At 59.7% G+C, this 22,920-nt stretch carries 26 protein-coding genes; 14 read left to right on the top strand and 12 right to left on the bottom strand.

Translation table 11 applies throughout. The features are described from left to right. Positions 1-21: 21 nt before the first annotated feature. The 4 genes from ACPJXG_RS28090 to sugE all read right to left on the bottom strand — a co-directional run bounded on the left by ACPJXG_RS28090 (position 22) and on the right by sugE (position 2,791). Positions 22-813: an EAL domain-containing protein gene (locus tag ACPJXG_RS28090; protein ID WP_217916687.1), complete on the bottom strand. Its 792-nt coding sequence runs from the start codon at positions 811-813 to the stop codon at positions 22-24. A 44-nt stretch (positions 814-857) separates the two neighbouring features. Further along, the gene (locus ACPJXG_RS28085) at positions 858-2,015 is read right to left on the bottom strand and encodes an iron-containing alcohol dehydrogenase (RefSeq protein ID WP_425252944.1); all 1,158 of its coding nucleotides are present in this window, start codon (positions 2,013-2,015) and stop codon (positions 858-860) included. A gap of 85 nt (positions 2,016-2,100) precedes the next feature. After that, the gene (locus tag ACPJXG_RS28080) at positions 2,101-2,460 is read right to left on the bottom strand and encodes an NADH-quinone oxidoreductase subunit A (RefSeq protein ID WP_425252943.1); all 360 of its coding nucleotides are present in this window, start codon (positions 2,458-2,460) and stop codon (positions 2,101-2,103) included. Positions 2,461-2,470: 10 nt separating this feature from the next. Beyond that, positions 2,471-2,791 (bottom strand): quaternary ammonium compound efflux SMR transporter SugE, encoded by a 321-nt coding sequence (gene sugE / locus ACPJXG_RS28075; protein ID WP_035823456.1) that lies wholly within the window; start codon positions 2,789-2,791, stop codon positions 2,471-2,473. Between the two features lie 329 nt (positions 2,792-3,120). Between sugE and mnmG the strand changes: the two genes are divergently transcribed. The 14 genes from mnmG to ACPJXG_RS28005 all read left to right on the top strand — a co-directional run bounded on the left by mnmG (position 3,121) and on the right by ACPJXG_RS28005 (position 16,068). Continuing rightward, the gene (gene mnmG / locus ACPJXG_RS28070; protein ID WP_176387854.1) at positions 3,121-5,070 is read left to right on the top strand and encodes a tRNA uridine-5-carboxymethylaminomethyl(34) synthesis enzyme MnmG; all 1,950 of its coding nucleotides are present in this window, start codon (positions 3,121-3,123) and stop codon (positions 5,068-5,070) included. Beyond that, positions 5,067-5,711: a 16S rRNA (guanine(527)-N(7))-methyltransferase RsmG gene (gene rsmG / locus ACPJXG_RS28065; protein ID WP_425252942.1), complete on the top strand. Its 645-nt coding sequence runs from the start codon at positions 5,067-5,069 to the stop codon at positions 5,709-5,711. Before mnmG ends, rsmG begins: the two co-directional genes overlap by 4 nt. Before the next feature lie 158 nt (positions 5,712-5,869). Then, on the top strand, positions 5,870-6,640 hold the full coding sequence (locus tag ACPJXG_RS28060; protein WP_046681849.1) for a ParA family protein: 771 nt from the start codon (positions 5,870-5,872) through the stop codon (positions 6,638-6,640). Between the two features lie 64 nt (positions 6,641-6,704). Further along, positions 6,705-7,592: a ParB/RepB/Spo0J family partition protein gene (locus tag ACPJXG_RS28055; protein WP_099403832.1), complete on the top strand. Its 888-nt coding sequence runs from the start codon at positions 6,705-6,707 to the stop codon at positions 7,590-7,592. A gap of 269 nt (positions 7,593-7,861) precedes the next feature. Next, a complete protein-coding gene (locus ACPJXG_RS28050) occupies positions 7,862-8,230 on the top strand; it encodes an ATP synthase subunit I (protein ID WP_035823464.1) in 369 nt (122 codons plus the stop codon). A 51-nt stretch (positions 8,231-8,281) separates the two neighbouring features. Then, positions 8,282-9,091, top strand: a complete 810-nt coding sequence (gene atpB, locus ACPJXG_RS28045) for a F0F1 ATP synthase subunit A (protein ID WP_046681851.1) — start codon at positions 8,282-8,284, stop codon at positions 9,089-9,091. 59 nt (positions 9,092-9,150) lie between these two features. Further along, positions 9,151-9,429, top strand: a complete 279-nt coding sequence (gene atpE, locus ACPJXG_RS28040; RefSeq protein ID WP_034752695.1) for a F0F1 ATP synthase subunit C — start codon at positions 9,151-9,153, stop codon at positions 9,427-9,429. A 43-nt stretch (positions 9,430-9,472) separates the two neighbouring features. Further along, positions 9,473-9,943: a F0F1 ATP synthase subunit B gene (locus ACPJXG_RS28035; RefSeq protein WP_034752697.1), complete on the top strand. Its 471-nt coding sequence runs from the start codon at positions 9,473-9,475 to the stop codon at positions 9,941-9,943. Between the two features lie 2 nt (positions 9,944-9,945). Next, the gene (locus ACPJXG_RS28030) at positions 9,946-10,491 is read left to right on the top strand and encodes a F0F1 ATP synthase subunit delta (RefSeq protein ID WP_034752699.1); all 546 of its coding nucleotides are present in this window, start codon (positions 9,946-9,948) and stop codon (positions 10,489-10,491) included. A gap of 78 nt (positions 10,492-10,569) precedes the next feature. Beyond that, a complete protein-coding gene (atpA, locus tag ACPJXG_RS28025) occupies positions 10,570-12,111 on the top strand; it encodes a F0F1 ATP synthase subunit alpha (RefSeq protein ID WP_034752701.1) in 1,542 nt (513 codons plus the stop codon). A gap of 62 nt (positions 12,112-12,173) precedes the next feature. Continuing rightward, a complete protein-coding gene (atpG, locus tag ACPJXG_RS28020; protein ID WP_035823466.1) occupies positions 12,174-13,049 on the top strand; it encodes a F0F1 ATP synthase subunit gamma in 876 nt (291 codons plus the stop codon). Between the two features lie 29 nt (positions 13,050-13,078). Next, positions 13,079-14,479: a F0F1 ATP synthase subunit beta gene (atpD, locus tag ACPJXG_RS28015; RefSeq protein WP_034752705.1), complete on the top strand. Its 1,401-nt coding sequence runs from the start codon at positions 13,079-13,081 to the stop codon at positions 14,477-14,479. A 62-nt stretch (positions 14,480-14,541) separates the two neighbouring features. Beyond that, positions 14,542-14,961, top strand: a complete 420-nt coding sequence (locus ACPJXG_RS28010; RefSeq protein ID WP_034752707.1) for a F0F1 ATP synthase subunit epsilon — start codon at positions 14,542-14,544, stop codon at positions 14,959-14,961. 138 nt (positions 14,962-15,099) lie between these two features. Next, the gene (locus ACPJXG_RS28005; protein WP_278316103.1) at positions 15,100-16,068 is read left to right on the top strand and encodes an IS1595 family transposase; all 969 of its coding nucleotides are present in this window, start codon (positions 15,100-15,102) and stop codon (positions 16,066-16,068) included. Positions 16,069-16,081: 13 nt separating this feature from the next. On the opposite strand, the gene ACPJXG_RS28000 is transcribed toward ACPJXG_RS28005, so the two are convergent. From ACPJXG_RS28000 to ACPJXG_RS27965, 8 genes are all read right to left on the bottom strand, one after another. After that, a complete protein-coding gene (locus ACPJXG_RS28000) occupies positions 16,082-17,293 on the bottom strand; it encodes an ISL3 family transposase (protein ID WP_425254727.1) in 1,212 nt (403 codons plus the stop codon). Positions 17,294-17,436: 143 nt separating this feature from the next. Further along, positions 17,437-18,501 carry a ribosome small subunit-dependent GTPase A gene (rsgA, locus tag ACPJXG_RS27995; protein ID WP_425252941.1) on the bottom strand — a complete coding sequence of 355 codons (1,065 nt, stop codon included), beginning with the start codon at positions 18,499-18,501 and terminating at the stop codon, positions 17,437-17,439. 276 nt (positions 18,502-18,777) lie between these two features. Then, positions 18,778-19,332 carry a hypothetical protein gene (locus ACPJXG_RS27990; RefSeq protein ID WP_425252940.1) on the bottom strand — a complete coding sequence of 185 codons (555 nt, stop codon included), beginning with the start codon at positions 19,330-19,332 and terminating at the stop codon, positions 18,778-18,780. Between the two features lie 63 nt (positions 19,333-19,395). After that, on the bottom strand, positions 19,396-19,767 hold the full coding sequence (gene speD / locus ACPJXG_RS27985; protein WP_425252939.1) for an adenosylmethionine decarboxylase: 372 nt from the start codon (positions 19,765-19,767) through the stop codon (positions 19,396-19,398). A 2-nt stretch (positions 19,768-19,769) separates the two neighbouring features. Further along, positions 19,770-19,940 (bottom strand): hypothetical protein, encoded by a 171-nt coding sequence (locus tag ACPJXG_RS27980; RefSeq protein ID WP_157814714.1) that lies wholly within the window; start codon positions 19,938-19,940, stop codon positions 19,770-19,772. Beyond that, positions 19,937-21,400: a DUF4178 domain-containing protein gene (locus tag ACPJXG_RS27975; protein WP_035823474.1), complete on the bottom strand. Its 1,464-nt coding sequence runs from the start codon at positions 21,398-21,400 to the stop codon at positions 19,937-19,939. The genes ACPJXG_RS27980 and ACPJXG_RS27975 overlap by 4 nt, the downstream gene beginning before the upstream one ends. Positions 21,401-21,421: 21 nt before the next feature. Next, a complete protein-coding gene (locus ACPJXG_RS27970) occupies positions 21,422-22,468 on the bottom strand; it encodes an SPFH domain-containing protein (RefSeq protein WP_034783830.1) in 1,047 nt (348 codons plus the stop codon). A 27-nt stretch (positions 22,469-22,495) separates the two neighbouring features. Further along, positions 22,496-22,882, bottom strand: coding sequence for a DUF350 domain-containing protein (locus tag ACPJXG_RS27965; RefSeq protein WP_081922834.1), 387 nt, complete (start codon positions 22,880-22,882; stop codon positions 22,496-22,498). Between the last annotated feature and the right edge of the window lie 38 nt (positions 22,883-22,920).

Below are 22,920 nucleotides of genomic sequence, written 5' to 3'. Positions count from 1 at the left end.
CCACGTTTCACGTGGCCGTTTTTATGCCCAGGCCGTATCCGGGATATCGCCCAGACCCTGGAAGACGGGCTTGGAAAACCAGTAGCCCTGCATCAGCGAAATGCCGCAGCCGGAAAGAAAATCGCGCTCGGCGCGCGTCTCGATGCCTTCGGCCAGCACGCGGATGCCGAGTTCACGGCACAGGCTGGCGATGGCCCGCACGATGGCCTGGCGCGGTGCATGCGTATCGATGTCGCGCACCAGGTCCATGTCTATCTTGATGATGTCGGGCTGGTATTCGGCCAGCAGATTCAAACCCGCATAGCCGGCGCCGAAATCATCGATGGCCGTCTGGAAACCGAAGCGCCGGTAGGCGCGGAAGATCTCGACCAGATGGGGACGGTCTTGTACCCGTTCGCCTTCCGTCACTTCAAAGATGATTTTATCGGTAGGGAAATGATGCAGCCTGGCCGCTTCCAGGGTGCTGCGGATGCACACTTCGGGACGGTAGACGGCGTTGGGCAGGAAGTTGATCGACAGATATCCCTGCATGCCCAGCCTGGCGGCGCCGGCCACGGCCTTGACGCGGCAAGCCTGGTCGAAGCGGTAGCGGTTGGCGTCGTTCACTTGCGCCAGCACGCTGGCGGCGCTTTCGCCGTTGGGGCCGCGCACCAGCGCCTCGTGCGCATAGATGCTGCGCGTGGCGAGGTCGACGATGGGCTGATACGCATACTCGAAGGCAAACGGCAGCGGTGTGCCGTCATGGCAGCCGGCACAGGCACCGTGCGGAAAGCTGGTGCTGTCAGGATGAATGGGGATGTCGGGAGGCGTCATGGCGGCAGTGTAGCAGGGTGGGGGAACTGGCTCCGTTTGCTGGCTCACAGTGCGGCCGCATAGATGGCGCGCGCGTCGCTGCGTGTGACGGGACGGGGATTGTTGCCGAGCAAACGCGTCTGCAGCATGGCTTCATCGGCTAGCCTGTCCAGGTCGCTGTCAGCGATGCCCACGTCGCGCAGGGTGCGCGCGATGCCGGTGGCCAGGGCGATCTCCTGCATCGTATCGATCAGGGCCACGGCGCGTGCTTCCTCGCTGCCCGCGATGCCGGGCTGCAGGATGGTGGCCAGCTGCGCATACAAGGGCGCCGCGTGGGACAAATTGAAACGCAGCACGTGCGGCAATACCAGCGCATTCGACAAGCCATGTGGCACGTGAAACAGTCCACCGATGGGATAGGCGAGCGCATGCACGGCAGCCACGGGCGCATTGGCAAATGCCTGGCCGGCCAGCATGGCACCGAGCAGCATGGCCTGGCGCGCCGGCAAGTTGCTGCCATCGCGGCAGGCGGTGACCAGGTTGCTCGACAGCAGCGACAGCGCCTGGGTGGCCAGCATGTCGGACAAAGGGTTTTTCAGCAGGCGGCTCGTGTACGCTTCGATCGCATGCACCATGGCGTCGATGCCCGTGGCGGCCGTCACGACGGGCGGCAAACCCAGGGTCAGGCTGGCGTCGAGGATGGCCAGGTCCGCATACAGTTGCGGCGCGACCACGCCCATCTTGCTGGTGGCGCCCGTGGTGACGATGGCGATATGCGTCACTTCCGAGCCCGTGCCGGCCGTGGTCGGCAATTGCACGAGGGGCAGGCGCTGGCCGTGGACATTGCCGATGCCATACAGTTGCGCCAGTTCCTGGTGGCCCGGCGCCAGCACGGCGATCAGCTTGGCCACATCCAGCGAGCTGCCGCCACCGAGGCCGATAATCAGTTCCACGTGAAACATCTGCGCCTGGGCCACGCCGGCCAGCACGATGGCTTCGGGCGGGTCGGCTTGCACCTCGGAAAAGACGTGGACCTCGATGCCGGCAGCTTGCAAGCTGTGCAGGGAGGCGTCGGCCAGGCCCGTGCGCAAAAAGCCCGCGTCGGTGACGAGCAGGGCGCGGCGCACGGTGGGGAAGTGATGGGCGATATGCGCACCCAGCTGGGCGGCGGCGCCCGCTTCAACGATCAGATGCGGCACGGTGCGGAACTGGAAGGCGGACATGCGGACTCCTGACGATAAGGACAGAAGTCCAGCTTACTCCGCTTTCCATCCCCGCGCCTGTTTCACGTGGAACAGGATGCGCGGGTTACTCCCACTCCAGCGCGCCGCGTTTCCATTCATAGGCCAGGCCGATGGCCAGCACGCTCAGGAAACCCATGACGGCCCAGAAACCGGCGAGGCCCAGTTCGTTCACGTTGGCCGCCCACGGCATCAGAAAGATGACTTCGATATCGAACAGGATGAAGAGGATGGCAACCAGGTAGAAACGGATGTCGAACTTCATGCGCGCGTCGCCGAACGCTTCGAAGCCGCATTCGTACGGCGACAGTTTTTGTGCATCGGGTTTGTGCGGACCGAGTACGCGTCCCAGCAGCATGGGCACGATGCCGACGAGGATGCCGATCAGAATGAACAGCAGGACGGGAAAATAGTTTTCGAGCAGCATGGGATTCCTCTCAGTGGCTGGACGATAGTTTCATCAGCACGATGCCGCACACGATGAGGACGGCGGCGCACACGCGCATGGTGTTGACTTGCTCGCCCAGAAAGACGATGCCGACGATAAAGGCGCCGACGGCGCCGATGCCGGTCCAGATCGTATAGGCCGTGCCGAGGGGCAGGGTGCGCATGGCCAGCGACAGCAAGCCGAAGCTGGCGATCATCATGACGATGGTAATGACGGAGGGAGTGAGTCTGGTGAAACCCTCGGAGAGTTTCATCGAGTATGCCCACACGACTTCAAACATGCCGGCAATCAGTAAGAGTATCCAGGCCATGGCGGCTCCTTATACAGAGCGGGCCGTCCCGGTGTGTTCCCATGATGGGGGAGGCCGTCCTCCTGGATGATCGTCCCGCTGGCCACAGGCGTGACCATGGATGCGGACGATGCGGCAATTGTAGCAAACATTCCCGAGCACCGCAGCCCCCTGTCGAAGGTGCGATTCCGGGCCGTTGCGTGTTCCACGTGAAACAAAAATGACCGTCGGCTTGCCACTGCTGAGTAAAAATTAAGCAAAAATTGGCCGTCGCAAGGTTGCGCTTGCAAAAAGACTCTATAATCGGAGCTCTCTTCCCGCATTTTTACTTGCACTGTTACCTATTTATCATGTTATTTCCTACAGAATTCGACGTCATCGTGGTCGGTGGTGGTCACGCCGGTACCGAGGCGGCCCTCGCTTCCGCCCGCATGGGGCAGAAGACGCTATTGCTCACGCATAATATTGAGACACTGGGCCAGATGTCGTGCAACCCTTCCATCGGTGGCATTGGCAAGGGCCACCTGGTCAAGGAAGTCGATGCCATGGGCGGCGCGATGGCGATTGCCACCGACGAGTCCGGCATCCAGTTCCGCATCCTGAACTCTTCGAAAGGCCCGGCAGTTCGCGCCACGCGCGCCCAGGCCGACCGTCTTTTGTACAAGGCCGCCATCCGCACGCGCCTGGAAAACCAGCCTAACCTGTGGCTGTTCCAGCAAGCCGTCGATGACCTGATCGTTGAAGGCGACCGCGTCGTTGGCGCCGTCACGCAGATCGGCCTGAAGTTTCTCGCGCGCGCCGTGGTGCTGACGGCCGGTACTTTCCTCGACGGCAAGATCCACGTGGGCTTGAACAATTATTCGGCTGGCCGCGCCGGCGACCCACCCGCCATTTCGCTGTCGGCCCGTTTGAAGGAATTAAAGCTGCCGCAGGGCCGCTTGAAAACGGGCACGCCGCCGCGCATCGATGGCCGCACGATCGACTTTTCCGTGATGCAAGAACAGCCGGGCGACCTCGATCCCGTGCCCGTATTTTCCGTGATGGGCAACACGTCCATGCACCCGCGCCAGGTGCCGTGCTGGGTCACGCACACGAATAGCCAGACGCACGACATCATCCGCGCCGGCCTCGATCGCAGCCCCATGTACACGGGCGTCATCGAAGGCGTCGGCCCCCGATATTGCCCCTCGATCGAAGACAAGATCCACCGTTTCTCGGGCAAGGAGTCGCACCAGATCTTCCTCGAGCCGGAAGGCTTGACGACGCACGAGTTCTATCCGAACGGCATCTCCACCAGCCTGCCGTTCGACGTGCAGATCGCCCTGGTGCAATCGATGAAGGGCATGGAAAACGCCCACATCCTGCGTCCCGGCTACGCCATCGAATACGATTATTTCGACCCGCGCGGCTTGAAGGCGTCGCTGGAAACGAAGGCCGTCGCCGGCCTGTTCTTCGCCGGCCAGATCAACGGCACCACCGGCTACGAGGAAGCGGCCGCGCAAGGCATGCTGGCGGGCCTGAATGCGGCCTTGCTGACGCAGGACAAGGAAGCCTGGGTACCGGGCCGCTCCGAGGCTTATCTGGGCGTGCTGGTCGACGATTTGATCACCCAGGGCGTGCAGGAACCGTACCGTATGTTCACCAGCCGCGCCGAGTACCGTTTGAGCCTGCGCGAAGACAATGCCGACATGCGCCTGACGGAAATCGGCCGCGCTTTGGGCTGCGTGGGCGACGCCCAGTGGCAAGCCTTCGAGACCAAGCGCGAAGCGGTGGCGCGCGAACTCGAGCGCTTGCGTTCCACGTGGGTCAATCCGCGCATCCTGGCGGCTGCGGAATCGGAACGCATCGTCGGCCAGGCCATCGAGCGCGAGTATTCGCTGGCGGACTTGCTGCGCCGCCCGAACGTCGCCTACGACACCCTGATGAGCATGACGGGCATGGAAGGCCAGGCCCTGGCCGGCCCCGGCGTGGAGGACCCCGCCGTGCGCGAACAGGTGGAGATCCAGCTCAAATATGCGGGCTATATCGAGCGCCAGAGCAAGGAAATCGAGCGCCACGAACACTATGAAAACCTGGCTTTGCCGGAAGGTTTCAATTACCTGGATATCGGCGCGCTGTCGGTCGAAGTGCGGCAAAAACTCGACAAGCAGCGCCCTGAAACCCTGGGCCAGGCCTCGCGCATTTCCGGCGTGACGCCGGCGGCCATTTCGCTGCTGCTGGTGCACCTGAAAAAGCGCGGCTTCGGTGCAGGTCAGGCCGAAATACAGACCACCACTTTAAAGGACGAGGTTGTTGAATGAAGCAGTTTGACCGGGCCGCATTGGCCCCTATTTTGAATGAAGGCATCGCCGCGCTGGGGCTGGACCTGAGCGCGGATCAGACGGAAAAACTGCTCGATTACCTGGCCTTGCTGGCTAAATGGAACAGCGTGTACAACCTGACGTCGGTGCGCGACCCCCTGCAGATGCTGACCTTGCACGTGCTCGATTCGCTGGCCGCCGTGCCGGCGTTCGCGGATGCCAAGAATGTGCTCGACGTGGGCGCCGGCGGCGGCTTGCCGGGCATGGTTCTGGCCATCGCGCGGCCTGATATTAAAGTGTCGATGATCGACACGGTGCATAAAAAGACGGCATTTTTGACACAAGTGAAGGCGGAACTGGGCTTGAGCAACGTCACCGTGTACACGAAACGGGTGGAACAGTTGGAAGTGCAGCAGAAATTCGACGTGATCACCTCGCGCGCCTTTGCCGACCTGTCCGACTTCGTCAACTGGTCGAATCACGTGCTGGCCGAGGGTGGGCAATTCATCGCCTTGAAAGGGGTGGCACCGCCAGACGAGAGAGAGCGACTGCCGGCGGACTGGCAAGTGACGCAATTACGAGCGATTCAGGTGCCAGGGCTAAATGCAGAGCGTCATCTGGTATTTATAGCAAGAACTTAAAAGCCGAAAAATAAATGATATAAACAATTTATACGGTATAAATTATATAAACCGTATAAACGATTTATATCGTATAAATGAAATAAACAGTATAAATCGTTTCGGCCAGATGCCGGGGCGCATGATGAAGTTTGCATCTCTTTACAACTAGAAGATACATGGCCAAAATTTTTTGTGTAGCAAATCAAAAGGGTGGTGTTGGTAAAACCACAACAAGCGTCAACCTCTCCGCCGGTCTGGCCAAATTGAACCAGCGCGTGCTGCTGGTCGACCTCGACCCGCAGGGCAATGCGACCATGGGCGCCGGCATCAACAAGGCCGGCCTGAAGGCGTCGACCTATGAAGTCATGTTGGGCGAGTCCGATGTCAAAACGGCACGCCAGCGTTCGGAAGCGGGACGCTTCGACGTCTTGCCGTCGAACCGCGAACTGGCCGGCGCCGAAGTGGAGATGGTCGAGCTCGACAACCGCGAACGCCGCCTGAAGGATGCGCTGGCCGAAGTGGATAGTGAATATGACTTCATCCTGGTAGATTGCCCACCGGCATTATCGATGCTGACCCTGAACGGCCTGTGCGCCGCGCATGGCGTGATCATTCCGATGCAGTGCGAGTACTACGCATTGGAAGGCTTGTCCGATCTGGTCAATACCATCAAGAAGGTGCATGCCAACCTGAACCCGGATCTGAAGATCATCGGCTTGCTGCGCGTGATGTTCGATCCGCGCATGACATTATCGCAACAAGTGTCGGCGCAGCTGGAACAGCATTTCGGCGACAAGGTATTCAATACCATCATCCCGCGCAATGTCCGCCTGGCCGAAGCGCCATCGTACGGCCTGCCCGGCGTGACCTTCGACCCCAGCTCGAAAGGTGCCCAGGCATATATCGCCTTCGGCGCCGAGATGGTCGAACGCATCAAACATATGTAAACAAGGGGCGAGCGTCTGCACATCAAGATGTAAGCGCTTACTCTGAAAACACGATTAGGACAGCATGGCTACGAAAAAATTAAAAGGACTGGGTCGCGGACTCGACGCCCTGTTGGGCGGCGGCGGTGGCGACTTCGCCAGTGCGGACACGCATCAACCGTCGAACTTGCCCGTGTCGCAAATGCAAGCCGGCAAATACCAGCCGCGTACGCGCATGGACGAGGGGGCCTTGAATGAACTGGCCGCCTCGATCAAGGCGCAAGGGCTGATGCAGCCGATCCTGGTGCGCCCGATCGGGCAAGACACCTTGAGCGGACTTGTTAAATATGAAATTATCGCCGGCGAACGCCGTTTCCGCGCGTCGCAACTGGCCGGTCTGACGGAAGTGCCGGTGCTGGTGCGCGATGTGGACGACCTGGCCGCCGCGGCCATGGCGCTGATCGAGAATATCCAGCGCGAAGACTTGAATCCCCTGGAAGAAGCGCAGGGCATCCATCGCCTGATCGCCGACTTCAGTTTTACGCATGAGCAAGCGGCCACTGCGCTGGGACGTTCGCGCAGCGCCGTGTCGAACCTGTTGCGCCTGATGAACCTGGCCAGTCCCGTGCAAACCATGTTGATGGCCGGCGATATCGACATGGGCCATGCGCGCGCGTTGCTGGCCGTCGATGCGGCCAGCCAGATCACGCTGGCCAATCAGGTCGTGGCCAAGCGTCTGTCCGTGCGCGAAACGGAAAAGCTCGTGACGCGCACGGTCGAGGAAGTGGCTAACCCGGTCGAGCCGCGTCAGAAGGAAAAGTCCGGCGACATCGCGCGCCTGGAAGAAGAGCTGTCCGATGCGCTGGCCACGCCCGTGGTGTTCAAGATGGGCAACAAGGGCCGTGGCCAATTGGTGATTGATTTTGCCGATCTTGACGTGCTCGATGGTTTGTTGACCCGCTTGCGTGGTTAAATAGCAAGCTGCAAAGGCAGGGGACCTGCGGTGTGGACAATCCGGCCATGCTTTCCGGATGGACCACGTGATTCCTTGATAACACGGCTGGAAGCGGCCAGACAAGCGGCTTTGCCATATAGTGGTGCAAAAGGCGGCGAATAGTCGGTAAAGCGTCAGTTTCACGCAGCAATTGCCCTGCTGCGGTGCAGCAACGTTTGACTCTATAGATCAAAGCCAACTATAATCCCGTGTCTTTGCGTGTGTAGATTTTTCTGGGAACTTGGCAATTGAGTGATTCACAACAAAGTATTGCCAAGCCAGTCTACAAAGTAGTTGCATTGCAGCTAGCAATCGCTATCAGCTTTGCCACGGTCACCCTGTTTTTTGGTGGCAATGTCAGAGGCTGGTCCGCCGCATACGGCGGCGCTATCGCAGTCATCGGTAGCCTGGTGTATGCCCTGTTGGTGGTTCGCGGTTCTAGCGACGCCAACAAGGCATTCCGGGCGCATTTGCGCGCAGAAGTGGTGAAAATATTTATCACAGCGGTGCTGTTTATATTGGCACTGGTGTTGTTTCAGTCGGCCGCCTGGTTATGGCTGATCTTGGGTTTCGCGGTGGCAACCTTAGCATACTGGTTTTCATTGCTCGCTGTTTAATCATTGGTTTTGGGGCCTGTTGAGCTCTGAAACGACAAATCTAAATTCATTATGACCACAGAACACGCTATTGAAGCGGGCCATGCTGCCCCGGCCAACGCCACAGAATACATCAGTCACCATCTGGCCCACCTGAGAAGTGCCGACGGCATGATCAATCTGGATACGTTCTGGATTTCGGCCATTCTGGGCTTTGTTTTCCTGGCTGTTTTCTATATGGCGTCGCGCCGCGCGACGGCTGGTGTCCCTGGCAAGTTGCAAAACTTCGTCGAAATGGTCATGGAAATCGTCAATGACACTATTAATGGGGCCTTCCACGCGAAAAGCAAGGTCATCGCGCCGCTGGCCATCACTATTTTTGTGTGGGTCTGGTTGCTGAACGCGATGGACTTCCTGCCGGTTGACCTGCTGCCGAAGATCCTGAGCTGGTTTGGCGTGCATAAACTGCGCGCCGTGCCGACCGCCGACGTCAACCACACCTTCGCCATGTCGCTGTCGGTCGTGCTGTGCGTGATCGCCTTCTCGATCAAGGCCAAGGGCCTGGGCGGCTGGATCAAGGAACTGTTCACGGCACCGTTCCATGCGAGCGGCCTGATCGGCACGATCGCCCTGGCACCTGTCAATTTCTTGCTGCAAATGGTTGAGCTGGTTGCAAAACTGATCTCCCTGTCGCTGCGACTGTTCGGCAATATGTATGCCGGCGAACTGATTTTCATCTTGATCGCGTTGTTGCCTTGGTGGGCACAGTGGGCGTTGGGTGGTCCATGGGCAATTTTCCATATCTTGATTGTAACTTTGCAAGCTTTTGTGTTTATGGCGTTGACGGTTGTGTATCTGAGCCTCGCGGTTGAGAAACATTAATCATTAACTTTATATTTTGTTTTTTTAGTATCTTTCGTTTTTAAATTTAGGAGAATTTTATGCAAGCTCTGATCGCACAAGTACAAAGCATGACCGTTCTGGCAGCAGCAATCATCATCGGCCTGGCCGCAATCGGCACCGCTCTGGGCTTCGCTATCTTGGGTGGCAAATTCCTGGAAGCTTCGGCACGTCAACCAGAACTGATGCCACAACTGCAAACCAAACTGTTCGTTATCGCTGGTCTGCTGGATGCTATCTCGATGATCGGCGTTGGTGTTGCTCTGCTGTACACGTTCGCTAACCCGTTCCTGTCCGCTCTGACGGCTGTTGCTCAGTAATTCGCTCCAACCCTAGGAGAAACTTTTAGTTAGGAGCAAAGGTATGGACATCAATATGTCGCTCATCGGCCAGATGATCACCTTCGCGGTGTTGGTCTGGTTCTCGATGAAGTTCGTATTTCCAGCGCTGAACAATGCGCTGGATGAGCGTGCCAAACGAATCGCGGATGGATTGGCTGCGGCCGATCAAGGTCAGGCTTCGATGGCAGTCGCTGAAAAGCGTGCGCAAGAGGCATTGAACAGTGCACGTGAAGAAGCGTCGCAACGCGTTGCGGACGCTGAAAAGCGCGCGCAGCTGGTTGCTGAAGAGATCAAGCAAAATGCACAAGCTGAAGCTGCGCGTATCATTGCGCAAGCCCAGTCGGACGCCGAACAGCAACTGTCGAAAGCACGCGAACAATTGCGCGCTCAGGTGGCTGACCTGGCTGTCAAGGGTGCCGAGCAGATCTTGAAGCGTGAAGTTAACGCTACGGCTCACGCCGAAATGTTGCAGCGTCTTGCTGTCGAGCTGTAATCATGGCAGAACTCGCAACCGTCGCCCGTCCCTACGCGGAAGCTTTGTTCCGCGTAGCCCAAGCTGGTAAGGAGTCAAGCAACCTCGCGGCGTGGTCCGAGCTGGTGTCCGAACTGGCACAGATCGGTAGCCACCCCGAGGTACAGGCGTACGCGCGCAATCCGAAAGTTTCGGAAAGCGACGTCGCCGCCACCATCCTGTCGTTGTTGAAATCGCCGCTCAATGAGGAAGTGAAAAACTTCGTCACGATGTTGATCGAAAATGGCCGCATCAGCCTGCTGCCGGAAATCGGCGCGCAATTCCATGCCCTGAAAAATGGCCTGGAAGGTGCGGCTGACGCCGAGATCACGAGCGCTTTCGATCTGAGCGAAGGCCAAACGGCCGAGCTGGTCGCAACGCTGGAAAAGAAATTCAGTCGTAAGCTCAACCCTGCCGTCACAGTGGATCCATCGCTGCTCGGCGGCGTGCGCGTGGTCGTTGGCGACCAAGTGCTCGATACCTCGGTGCGCGCCAAGCTGCAGCAACTGCACGCTGCACTGGTGTCGTAAGACACGCGCTTCGGCAGGCCAGCTTAGACAGACCCTTACCCCTCGCGCAAGCTGAGAGAAACACTTTTAGGAGTTAGTATGCAACTCAACCCATCTGAAATCAGCGAGTTGATCAAGAGCCGGATCCAAGGTCTTGACGGCGGCGCTGAAGTGCGTAATCAAGGCACGGTTATTTCCGTCGCCGACGGTATCTGCCGCATCCACGGTTTGTCGGACGTGATGCAAGGCGAGATGCTGGAATTCCCAGGCAACACGTTTGGCCTGGCAATGAATCTGGAACGCGACTCCGTCGGTTCCGTGATTCTGGGTGCCTACGAGCACATCTCCGAAGGCGACACGGTGAAATGCACCGGCCGCATTCTGGAAGTGCCAGTCGGTCCTGAGCTGCTCGGCCGCGTTGTCAACGCGCTGGGCCAGCCGATCGACGGCAAAGGCGCCATCGAGACCAAACTGACGGCCGCGATTGAAAAAATCGCACCGGGCGTGATCGCCCGTGAATCCGTTTCGCAACCAATGCAAACCGGCCTGAAGTCGATCGATGCGATGGTTCCAGTTGGCCGCGGCCAGCGCGAACTGATCATCGGCGACCGTCAAACCGGCAAGTCGGCTGTGGCGATTGATGCGATCATCAATCAAAAAGGCCAGGGCATGAAATGTATCTACGTCGCGATTGGCCAAAAAGCCTCGTCGATCAAGAACATCGTGCGCTCGCTGGAACAGCACGGCGCGATGGAATACACCATCGTTGTCGCCGCTTCCGCTTCGGAATCGGCCGCCATGCAATACATCTCGCCGTACTCCGGTTGCGCAATGGGCGAATACTTCCGTGACCGCGGTGAAGATGCACTGATCGTCTACGATGATCTGTCCAAACAAGCTGTTGCATACCGTCAAATCTCGCTGCTGCTGCGCCGTCCACCAGGTCGCGAAGCGTACCCAGGCGACGTGTTCTACCTGCACAGCCGCCTGCTGGAACGCGCAGCACGCGTGAACGCCGACTACGTCGAGAAGTTCACCGACGGCGCCGTCAAAGGCAAGACCGGTTCCCTGACGGCGCTGCCGATCATTGAAACGCAAGCTGGCGACGTGTCCGCATTCGTTCCAACCAACGTGATTTCGATTACCGACGGTCAGATCTTCCTGGAAACCTCGCTGTTCAACGCCGGTATCCGTCCTGCGATTAACGCCGGTATTTCCGTATCGCGCGTCGGTGGCGCCGCCCAGACCAAGGTCATCAAAAACCTGTCCGGCGGTATCCGTACCGACTTGGCGCAGTACCGTGAACTGGCCGCGTTTGCGCAGTTCGCTTCGGACCTCGATGAATCGACCCGCAAGCAGCTGGACCGTGGTGCCCGCGTGACGGAATTGCTCAAGCAAGCCCAATACTCGCCACTGTCGATCTCGCTGATGGCCGTATCGCTGTTCTCGGTGAACAAAGGCTTCATGGACGACGTGCCAGTCAAGCAAGTGCTGTCGTTCGAAGCTGGTGTCCACGCTTACATGAAGACCAAGCAAGCTGCTCTGCTGGCCAAGATCGAAGAAACCAAGCAACTCGACAAAGACAGCGAAGCAACTCTGTCGGCGGCCATTGCTGATTTCAAGAAATCCGGCGCATATTAAGCGGCCAGGCGGCGCCCACCTTGAGTGAGGCGCCGCCCTACGCGCAGAAGGAGTAAGGACTCATGGCATCAAGCAAAGAGATACGAGGCAAGATCAAGAGCGTAGAGAATACGAAGAAGATCACCAAGGCGATGGAAATGGTCGCCGCGTCCAAAATGCGCAAGGCGCAAGACCGGATGCGGGCCGCTCGTCCCTACAGTGACAAGATTCGGAATATCGCCGCCAATCTGGCGAATGCCAATCCGGAATACACGCACCCGTTCCTGGCAGCTGCCCAGGGTACGCAAGCGAAGGCAGTAGGTTTCATCGTTGTGACGACCGACAAGGGTCTGTGCGGCGGCATGAATACCAACATCCTGCGCCAGGTGACGTCGAAGTCGCGCGAGCTGGAAGCAGCTGGCAACCGGATTGAAGCAGTTGCCATCGGTAACAAGGGTTTGGGTTTTTTGAATCGCATCGGCGTCAAGATCGTCGCCTCTGCCATTCAGACTGGTGATACGCCCCATCTGGAAAAATTGATCGGACCCGTCAAGGTCATGCTCGAAGAGTTCCAGGCTGGCAAGCTCGACGCAGTGTACCTGTGCTACACCAAATTCATCAACACGATGAAGCAGGAACCAGTGGTCGAACAGCTGCTGCCTTTGACGGCTGACAAAATGGTCGCCGACAAGAGCGCACACTCGTGGGATTACATCTACGAGCCGGATGCACAAAGCATCATCGACGAATTGCTGGAGCGCTATGTAGAAGCGCTGGTGTACCAGGCAGTCGCGGAGAATCTGGCGTCCGAGCAATCGGCACGGATGGTCGCGATGAAAGCTGCAAGCGACAACGCGGGTAGTGTGATCGGCGAATTGAAGCTGATCTACAACAAGACCCGCCAAGCTGCGATTACCAAAGAACTCTCCGAAATCGTCGCCGGTGCGGCTGCGGTTTAAACGAATTTAACTATATTGAAGGAACGAACATGGCTGATGGCAAAATCGTTCAGTGTATCGGCGCTGTGGTGGACGTTGAGTTTCCCCGCAACGCGATGCCTAAGGTATTTGATGCCTTGAAGATGGCAGGCTCGGAACTGACCCTGGAAGTACAACAGCAGTTGGGCGACGGCATTGTCCGTACCATTGCACTCGGCTCGTCCGATGGCCTGCGTCGCGGCATGATGATCCAGAACACCGGCAAACCTATCATGGTGCCAGTCGGTAAAGCAACCCTGGGTCGCATCATGGACGTGCTGGGCAACCCGATCGACGAATGCGGCCCCGTGTCGCACGAGCAGATCGCGTCGATCCACCGCACCGCTCCTGCATACGACGAACTGTCGCCTTCGCAAGAACTGCTGGAAACCGGCATCAAGGTGATCGATCTGGTGTGCCCGTTTGCAAAAGGCGGTAAAGTTGGTCTGTTCGGCGGCGCTGGCGTAGGCAAGACCGTCAACATGATGGAACTGATTAACAACATCGCCAAAGCGCACAGCGGCGTGTCCGTGTTCGCCGGTGTGGGTGAGCGTACGCGTGAAGGTAACGACTTCTACCACGAGATGGCTGACGCGAAAGTGGTCGATCTGGAAAATCCAGAGAACTCCAAAGTCGCGATGGTCTACGGTCAGATGAATGAACCGCCAGGTAACCGTCTGCGCGTCGCGCTGACCGGCCTGACGATCGCTGAATCGTTCCGTGATGAAGGCAAGGACGTTCTGTTCTTCGTCGACAACATTTACCGCTTCACGCTGGCTGGTACCGAAGTGTCGGCACTGCTGGGCCGTATGCCGTCGGCTGTGGGTTACCAACCGACCCTGGCTGAAGAAATGGGCCGTCTGCAAGAGCGTATCACGTCGACCAAGACCGGTTCGATCACCTCGATCCAGGCCGTCTACGTTCCAGCCGATGATTACACCGATCCGTCGCCTGCTACCACGTTTGCTCACTTGGATTCGACCGTTGCGCTGTCGCGTGACATCGCTTCCCTGGGTATCTACCCAGCCGTGGATCCACTCGATTCGACCTCGCGTCAGCTCGATCCGTTGATCGTTGGTCAAGAGCACTATGACACCGCGCGTGCCGTGCAAACGACCCTGCAACGCTACAAGGAATTGCGCGACATTATCGCGATTCTGGGTATGGACGAGCTGGCACCGGAAGACAAACTGCTGGTCGCCCGCGCACGTAAGATGCAGCGTTTCCTGTCGCAGCCTTTCCACGTCGCTGAAGTCTTTACCGGCGCGCCTGGTAAATACGTTTCGCTCAAAGACACGATCAAGGGCTTCAAAATGATCGCTTCGGGCGAACTCGATCACCTGCCGGAACAAGCGTTCTACATGGTCGGCACGATCGAAGAAGCAATCGAAAAAGCCAAGAAACTTAACTAAGTTAAGTCTGGGCCTAACCCCGCCCCTTAGAAGGCGGGGTTCTTCAACCCGATAGGACACACATGGCACACACAATTCACGTTGACGTGGTTTCCGCTGAAGAACTGATTTTTTCAGGTGAAGCAGAATTCGTCGCGTTGCCGGGTGAACAAGGCGAGCTGGGTATCTACCCACGCCACACGCCTTTGATTACCCGCATCCGTCCGGGCGCGGTCCGCATCAAGGTAGTCGGCCAGGCTGAAGAAGAGTTCGTCTTCGTTGCCGGCGGCCTGCTGGAAGTGCAACCGGATACCGTGACCGTCCTGGCCGATACCGCGATCCGCGGTCACGACCTCGACGAAGCGAAAGCGCTGGAAGCGAAGAAGTTGGCGGAAGAAAATATCCACAACAAGGATTCGGGCATCGACTACGCGCAAGCGCAAGCCGAGCTGGCCAGCGCGATTGCGCAACTGGCAGCGATCCAGAAGCTGCGCAAGATGTAATCCATCTGCGCCGCACAAGAAAGGCAGCCTTCGGGCTGCCTTTTTTTAGGCTCTGTCATCGGCAACTAGGGGAAATTCTGGAATCTTCCCTGGACTGTGCTGTCTGACTCTGCATATCAATCACGTAGGGAGCAGATCATGCGGCCAGCCGAATGGATCACCTTGATTGCGCAGTTTGCTCAGTTGAGCCAGCGTCAGCGGCAAGCAAGCATTGCCCTGCTGTGTGGCAGCGCGCCACACGACGCGACCGTCGCGCTGCTGGAAAGTGTGGTCCAGCCGCGATTGGCCTGTCCCGCCTGCCATTCAGAGCACCTGCATCGGCACGGTCATGCGCACGGCTTGCAGCGCTACCGCTGCGTGCCTTGCGGACGCACCTTCAATGCGCTCACCGGCACGCCGTTGGCCCGCTTGCGCCATAAATCGCTGTGGCTCGATTACGCCGATTGTCTGCTGGCATCGGATTCCGTACGCAAGGCGGCTAGCCAACTGGGCGTGCACCGCAACACCACGTTTCGCTGGCGCCACAGGTTTTTATCGCTGGCAAAGACGGACCGGCCGCATGGCCTGCATGGCATCGCCGAGGCCGACGAGTTATATCTACTGGAGTCGGAAAAGGGATCGCGGCATCTGACGCGTCCGGCCCGCCGCCGGGGCGGCCATGCCCACAAACGCGGCATATCGAGTGAGCAGGTCTGCATCCTGATAGCGCGCGACCGCACGGGCCAGACCCTGGACTTCGTCACAGGCAAAGGGGCATTGACGAAAGCGCAGCTGCATCATTGCCTGTTACCCGTTATCGACAAGGACGTCTTGTTGGTCACCGATGGCCATGCCGCCTATCGGGCTTTTTCCAGGGAAGCGGGCATCAGTCATCAGGCCGTCAACTTGCGCGCCGGCATCCGCGTGCAGGGCGCCGCCCATGTGCAGAACGTCAATGCCTATCACAGCCGTTTGCGGCAATGGCTGGGTCCGTTTCATGGCGTGGCGACGCGCTACCTGCCGAACTACCTAGGATGGCGCTGGATACTCGACGCCAGGCGTATCCGCTCACCGGAAACGTTATTGAAAGCAACGCTGGGCGCATTCCCACATTTGACGGTGACATAGCCTTTTTTTAGGTTCATCGCGTTTTACCGGGGAAGGCATCCTTGATTTTGAGGAAAAAATATGCAGAGTCCCGGAATCCGTAGGCCATCCGTTTGATGACTTTGATGCGGTTGTTGACGCCTTCAAGAATGGACGAATTCATCGGATAGATGGCGGAGGCGATGATGCCCCGGACGTATTTGCGTAAGCGCTTGGCGAATTTAATCACGGGGGCGATCTCGCTCTCGAGGGCGAGGCGCATCCAGCGTTTCCATCGACGCGCACCCTCGCGAACGGATGGCGCGAACCAGATTTCTTTGAGTTCGGTTTTGAGCAAATAGACCGTCGACAGAGGGGCGTTGGCCGCGAGCAGTTCGTCAAGTTTGATAGCACGGTCGTCTTCAAGGTTGTCGCGATTGCGCAGCAGGAGCCAACGGCTACGCTTGATGACCTGGCGCGCTTTGGAATCGTCGCGCAGCGCGTTTGCCTGGTCGACACGCACCCGGTCGACGACTTCACGGCCAAAGCGCGCAACGACATGGAAAAGATCGTAGACGACTTCGGCGTTGGGGCATTGCGCCCGCACTTCGAGATCCATCGCCGTGTTCATATCCATCGCCACAGCCTCGATTCGGGCGCAGCCTTCTGCGCCCAACGCCTCGAAAAACGGACGGATGGCGACCCGGCTATTGCCTTCGCCAACCCAGAGCACACGCATGCGCTGGGCATCGAGAACGACCGTGGCATAACGATGGCCTTTGTGCAAAGCGAATTCATCCATGACGAGGCGCCGCACGTCGCCAGCGGCGAACTGGCCGTGCAGGTGTGCTAAGCGCTGTAGGTCAATGGCCTTGATGGTGTGCCAGTGCAGGCCTGTCAGCTGGGACACGTGCTTGATCGGGATAAGCTGTGCCAGCGCCTCCACCCAGACCCGGACGCGGTGAGTCACCCGCGAGCGCCGGTCCAGCCAGGAGATATGCTCCGTCATCCGGGCATCGCAGTGATGGCAGTCCAGGCGCCGGATTGGCACCTTCAACCAAACCCGTCGATCCAAAATATCCCGATCCCGGATGCGCCGCCAGCGCTGCTCATGAACTAGAGCACAAGGCTGCCGGCAGCTACCGCAAAGCGCGTCGGTAGTGGGGCAGGCGTTGAGAACGATCAGCAGCGATTCGTCGTCCTGTTCGACGACGGAATCGACAATATGCCCTTCCCAAAATGGAAGAGACGACATAGCATTGAGCATGGCGGCGAGAGTGGTAAGGTAATTGGTTTGTTTGGCGACAATCAATTTACCAATTCAAAACCCTTGCCGCCACCCCCTCCCAGCAAAAAACGTCAAGCCCGTCTTTCCCCATCAACCGCGATGAACCTTTTTTTATGCAGAAATCAGCGGCGCTTGTCCTTGCCCCTTTCCAGTCCCGCCTTCAATACCGTCTTCCACCTGGCGCGCGCGGCGATGCGCTCGAGCGGCGTCTCGTCGATACGGCGCGCGTCGCGCAGCAACTTGTGATAATTGCGCAAGCGGTCCCCATCGACGGCGCCGCGCACGGCGCAACCGGGCTCGCTGGCATGCCGGCAATCGCGGAACTGGCACGTCGTCGCCAGCGCCGCGATGTCGTCAAACGTGGCGGCCAGCGTATCCGCATCGGCATCGGCGCGCCAGCTGCGCAAGCCCGGCGTGTCGATGATGCAGGCGCCGCTGGCGCACAGGTGCAGCGAGCGGGCCGTCGTCGTATGCCGGCCGCGCCCGTCGCCATGGCGCACGCCGTTGGTCGTTTGATCCGCCGCGCACAAGGTATTGGTCAGGCTGGACTTGCCTGCGCCCGATGAACCGAGCAGCACCAGGGTCTGGCCAGCATTCAACCACGGTGCCAGGATGGCCACGTCATATGCATGCCGCGTATCGATGGCAAACAGGGGCACGTGTGGCGGCAGGCGCTGTCTGAGCTGCGCCAGCTTGCCCGGCACGTCGTCGGCCACGTCGGCCTTGCTCAGCACCACCACAGGCGTCACTTGCGCCGCCAGCACGATGGCCAGATAGCGCTCCAGGCGGCGCGGATTGAAATCCTCGTCCAGTCCCATCACCAGCAAGGCCGTATCGACATTGCTGGCGAGCAGTTGGCGCCGGCCGTCATTGCCGCGCCGCGCGATCTGCGTAAATGGGGATAAGTGCGCCGTTATCCACAGCGCACCGTGCGTGTCGGGTTCGGCGGCGACCCAGTCGCCGACAGTAAGAATATTGTCTTGCGCCTGCAGTTGATGCAGCAGACGCGGCAGGATTTGCGCCGGCTGTTTCAGGATGCCGTCGTGCACGCCGATGCTGTCGCGGTGCACGGCGCAAACGCGCAGCAGTTGGGCGGTTGGGGAAGAGAGTTCGAGTTGGGTGGCTGCGCTGGCGATGGCCTGCTGCAGCCCGATAAGGCGTAGTTGCGCAAAATCGAATGCGATCATGGTAGCGTGATTCCAGATTCTGTCGTCCGCGTGCGGACATGCAGCCTGCGCGTGCAGGCACCGCCAGTCGCCATGACTGGCACGAAAGAAGGGGAACGTCGGCTACGCGATCACGCGTATGGGGAAGTGCAGGCTAAAAATCTTAGCGGGGAAAGACAGTGATCAGGCAGCCGACAGCACGGCAGTATCCGAATGGCGCATGTTGTCTACTCCTCACGTGTGATGGAAAACCCCAGTGTGCCAGCGGCGCGCGCCGGCGTCAACGGAAGGTGTGGCTTAGCTGCACATGCCGTAAGCCTGGCGCTCCGGGAAGTAGCGGTAGGTAAAGGTGCGCACCGGATAGCGCTTGCCGGCGACGAGCATGGCGGGCATGGACAGGTCAAAGCGCTGCGGCAGCTGGCGCGGCAGTTGCAGGCGCAGGCGCCACTGGGTTTCGGCGCTTGAACCGACGGCGGAAAACATGATGGGCAAGGTCTCGATGACGTCGACGATTTCCGCCTTGCGGTTCATGCCGCGCTGGTAGATGGTCAGCACTTTCGCTTCGGCGAAGGGGGGCTTTTTCGGCTCTTCCAGCAGGAAGGACAGGCGCGTGAAACTGGCTTGCGTGCCGATGGGAAGCGTAAAAATCAGCGCCAGCTCCGTGCCGCCTTCCTTCAGGGTGACGGGTGGCGTGGCATACACGCTGATACCGCGCGGCAGCTCGAAGCGTGAACCCTCCGTCCACGTCTTGCACTCGGGCGTCGTGGCCTGGTACAGGCTGGGCGCCGTGTAGTCGTTGCAGGCGGAGACCAGCAGCAGCAGGGGCAGGGCAAGCAGGGCGGAACGGCGCATGGAAGTCACGGTTGGGAGATGAGCCGACAGTGTAAGCGATCCCCCCGCGATCCACCAGCGGGCTTATGCTTGCCCGGGTGGCGCGCGCCGCACGGATTGCAGCTGGCAGTGCGCGGCCTGCAGCGCATCCTTGATGGCATCGAGCGCCAGTTGCGGCCGCGCCGCGCCGCACATGAAGATATCGACGGCGGCAAAGCCGCATTCCGGCCACGTGTGGATGGAGATATGCGATTCGGCCAGCAGCACCACGCCGGTGACGCCCTGGCCGGCGCCAAAGCTGTGGAAATGGCTGTGCAGCACTTGCGCGCCAGCCGAGACGGCCGCGTCGCGCAGCAGGCGCTCGAGCGCGGCACCGTCGCGCAGGCGTTCCGGCGCGATACCCGACAAATCGGCGAGCAAGTGGGTGCCCAGGGGCAGATGCGGTGTGGCTGTCATGCTTACTTGTGGCTGCCGCCGCTGGAGCCGCCGCCATAGCTGCCGCCGCCGCTGCCCGTACGCGAACTCCAGCTGCTGCCGCTGCTGCTGCCGGCCACCTTGAACATGCGCACCCAGTTGGCGGCCGTGACACTGAAGGTCACCATCAGGGCATAGATCACGTATTTACTCATGGGGGATTCTTTGCATTCTTGTCGAGAAAAGCGGCGGGCAGGAACAGCGCCAGGCAGCCCAGCAAACTCCACATCAGGGTGCTGGAGAACGAGACAAACATCGGGATCGCATTCAGGACCAGCACGATGACGATGAAGACCTTGGCGATGCCGCGGTGGCTCAGCTGGATATTCGTCGTTTTGCTGGCGCCATGGAAGGCGGCGCCGAACCAGGCGGCCATCTGGTCATAGGCGACGGGCACGGAGCGCGACCAGGTCATTTCCTCACCGGTGAGCTCCGCCGCCAGCTTGGTCTGCCCCTGCTCGAATTCATGCACATGCGTGCTGTCGCCGACGGCCACTTTCCAGTTGAAGGCGCCCGCCGCATACACGACCTGCGAGCCGTAGTCATACAGTTTGCGGTAGGTGGCGCCATCGAGCGTGCAGGTAGCGGCGTCCAGCGATGCCCAGTTGGGCCAGTTCGGCAGCACGTTCGAGCGCGACCAGCCATCGTCCGTCTCCACCAGCCAGAAGAAGCCGGCGCGCGCGTTGTACAGCAGGTATTCGTTCCACTCGCTGCCTTCGTCGTCGGCGCGGCGCATCATGCCGATCACCGTGAAATCGACATTGCTGATCTTTGCGCTGGCGCCCAGTTCCAGCGTGATGTCGGCGTTGTCGTGCACCTGCTTGCCGATGGCCAGCACTTGCGCTTCCTGGCCGCTGGCGTCGAGCTGCGCATGGCAGGCGGGGCACACGAGTTGCGCCGCCGCGCCAGGTACGTACTTGATGCCGCTGCCGCAGGACGGGCAGTCGAGCGCATCGAGCTTGCCGCGGTATTTGCCGGCGCTTTTGGCGATGGCATCGTCGTCGCGCAGCAGCTGGCACTGCAAACTATCCAGGGTGACGGCGACGCCCTGGTAGACGACCGGTTGCGGACCATCCGTGTAGTCAAGCGTGACAAAGCTGGCGTAGTTGCGGAAGTCCGCCACCTGGATGCGCCAGCCGGCGCCCACCTTGAACGGCAGTTCGCCCTGGCCGGCGATGCATTCCGCGTTGCGGATCTCGGCCGCCGTGTATGGCTCGCCGCAGATCGTGTAGCGCTTGCCCGGCGCCAGCTCGCCAAAGACGGGTAAGCTACCTTGCGTGCTGCGCTCGCGCGTCAAGGTGTACAGGCCGGATGAGTCGCCCAGCCACGCCGTGCTTGTATCGTCGAACAGCAGATACCACTCGTTCCACGTGCCGGCGCTGTAGCGCTGCTGGATGCGGCCGACGACGGTGAAGTGCACGCCATCGTGCACGCCGGCCGTGCCGATCTGGATCGGCGTATAGTCTTCCAGGACGGCCGACATCTTGCCCACGTCCCTGACGGAGTCGGCGTCCTTGAGGATGGTACTGTGGCAGTACTCGCACACGGCGAGCACGGAAGCATGTGAGCGGAAGTGAACTTCCGCGCCGCAGCTGGGACAGGAAACAGTTTGCATGCAGTCGTATTTCGCTAATATTTAGCCGATCAGTTTTTTCAGCAGTTCAGCCTTGGCGCCGTCGTAGTCGGCTGGCGAAATGAGACCCTTGTCGAGCAAGCCCTTGAGTTTTTCCAGGCGCGCTTCGATCGGCTCTTCCGCAGGAGCCGGTGGCGCCGCAGGCGGTGCGGCCGGGGCAGGTGCCGGCTGCTGCAGCGCGCCGCCCATGCTTTGCGCCATCACCTGGCCGATCGACAGCCCGGCGCCCAAGCCTGCGCCGATGCCGGCCATGCCGCCTTCGTTTTGCGCCGCCAGCGGGATCGCGTTGGCCACCTGGAATTTGGTAAAGCCGCTCATCTTGTCTGCGCCCAGGCCGCCTTTCATGCCGGCCGAGATGCGCTCGTCGAGCGCCGCCTGCAATTCCTCGGGCAGGCTGATGCTGGCCACGTTGAATTCGTCGAGACCCACGCCATAGCGGGCAAACGCCTGCGCCAGGCCATCCTTGACTTCCTGCGCCATCAGCGCCTGGTTGGCCGCCATGTCGAGGAAGGGGACATTCGCGCCGCCCAGCGAGCTGGCCATGCTCGACATCAAAATACCGCGTAATTGATCTTCCACCTCGTCGCGCGTATAGACTTCGCGCGTGCCACTGATCTCGGTGAAGAAGGTGCGGGCGTCGGCGATGCGGTACGAGTACATGCCGAAGGCGCGTACGCGGATCATGTCGAAATCCTTGTCGCGGATGGTGATCGGCTGCGGCGTGCCCCACTTGCGGCCCGTCTGCACGCGGGTGCTGAAGTAATACACGTCCGACTTGAACGGTGAATCGAACAGCTTGTCCCAGTTTTTCAGATTGGTCAGCAGCGGTAAAGTCTGCGTCGTCAGCTTGTGCGTGCCGGGACCGAAGACGTCGGCGATCTTGCCTTCATTGACGAAGACGGCGACCTGCGATTCGCGCACATTCAGGATGGCGCCGTTCTGGATCTCGAAATCCTGCATGGGGAAGCGCCAGGCCAGTACGCCTTCCGTCTCTTCGTTCCATTGCAGTACGTCGATAAACTGCTTCTTGATAAAGCTGCCGAGGCTCATGATGGTGTCCTTGAATGAGGTAAAACGTCAGGAAATGCAGGCGGCGTTGATGGCGCCGATCGACAGGGAAATGGCGGCCAGCAAGCCGCCGAAAGCGCTGTTGTTCGATTCGATCTGGTCTTTCGACATGCGCAGCAAACGCGTGGTGACCACATAGGCGAGCAATTGCACCACCATGGCGCCGAAGGCCCAGGCGAAGAATTGCTGGTAGCCGGCCGTGTGCATCAGGGACGAGGCGATGGTGGCGGAAAAGCCCAGCAGCGCGCCGCCCAGCGACAGGGCCGCCGCCTGGTTGCCCTGGCGGATCAGCAGTACTTCGTTATACGGCGTGACGCGTGTGTAGATGATAAAAAATACAATCAGCAGCGCGGCGGCCAGTAAAAGGTGGATCAGATAGTTTAGGATGTCGGGCACGGCATTCCTCGCAATGAGCATTTGATAACGTCAACGCA

The organism is Janthinobacterium sp. NFX145 (genome assembly GCF_049810325.1).
Classification (GTDB): domain Bacteria; phylum Pseudomonadota; class Gammaproteobacteria; order Burkholderiales; family Burkholderiaceae_D; genus Janthinobacterium; species Janthinobacterium rivuli.
The sequence above is the reverse complement of the archived record's forward strand: the minus strand, read 5'-3'. Positions and strand labels throughout refer to the sequence as shown.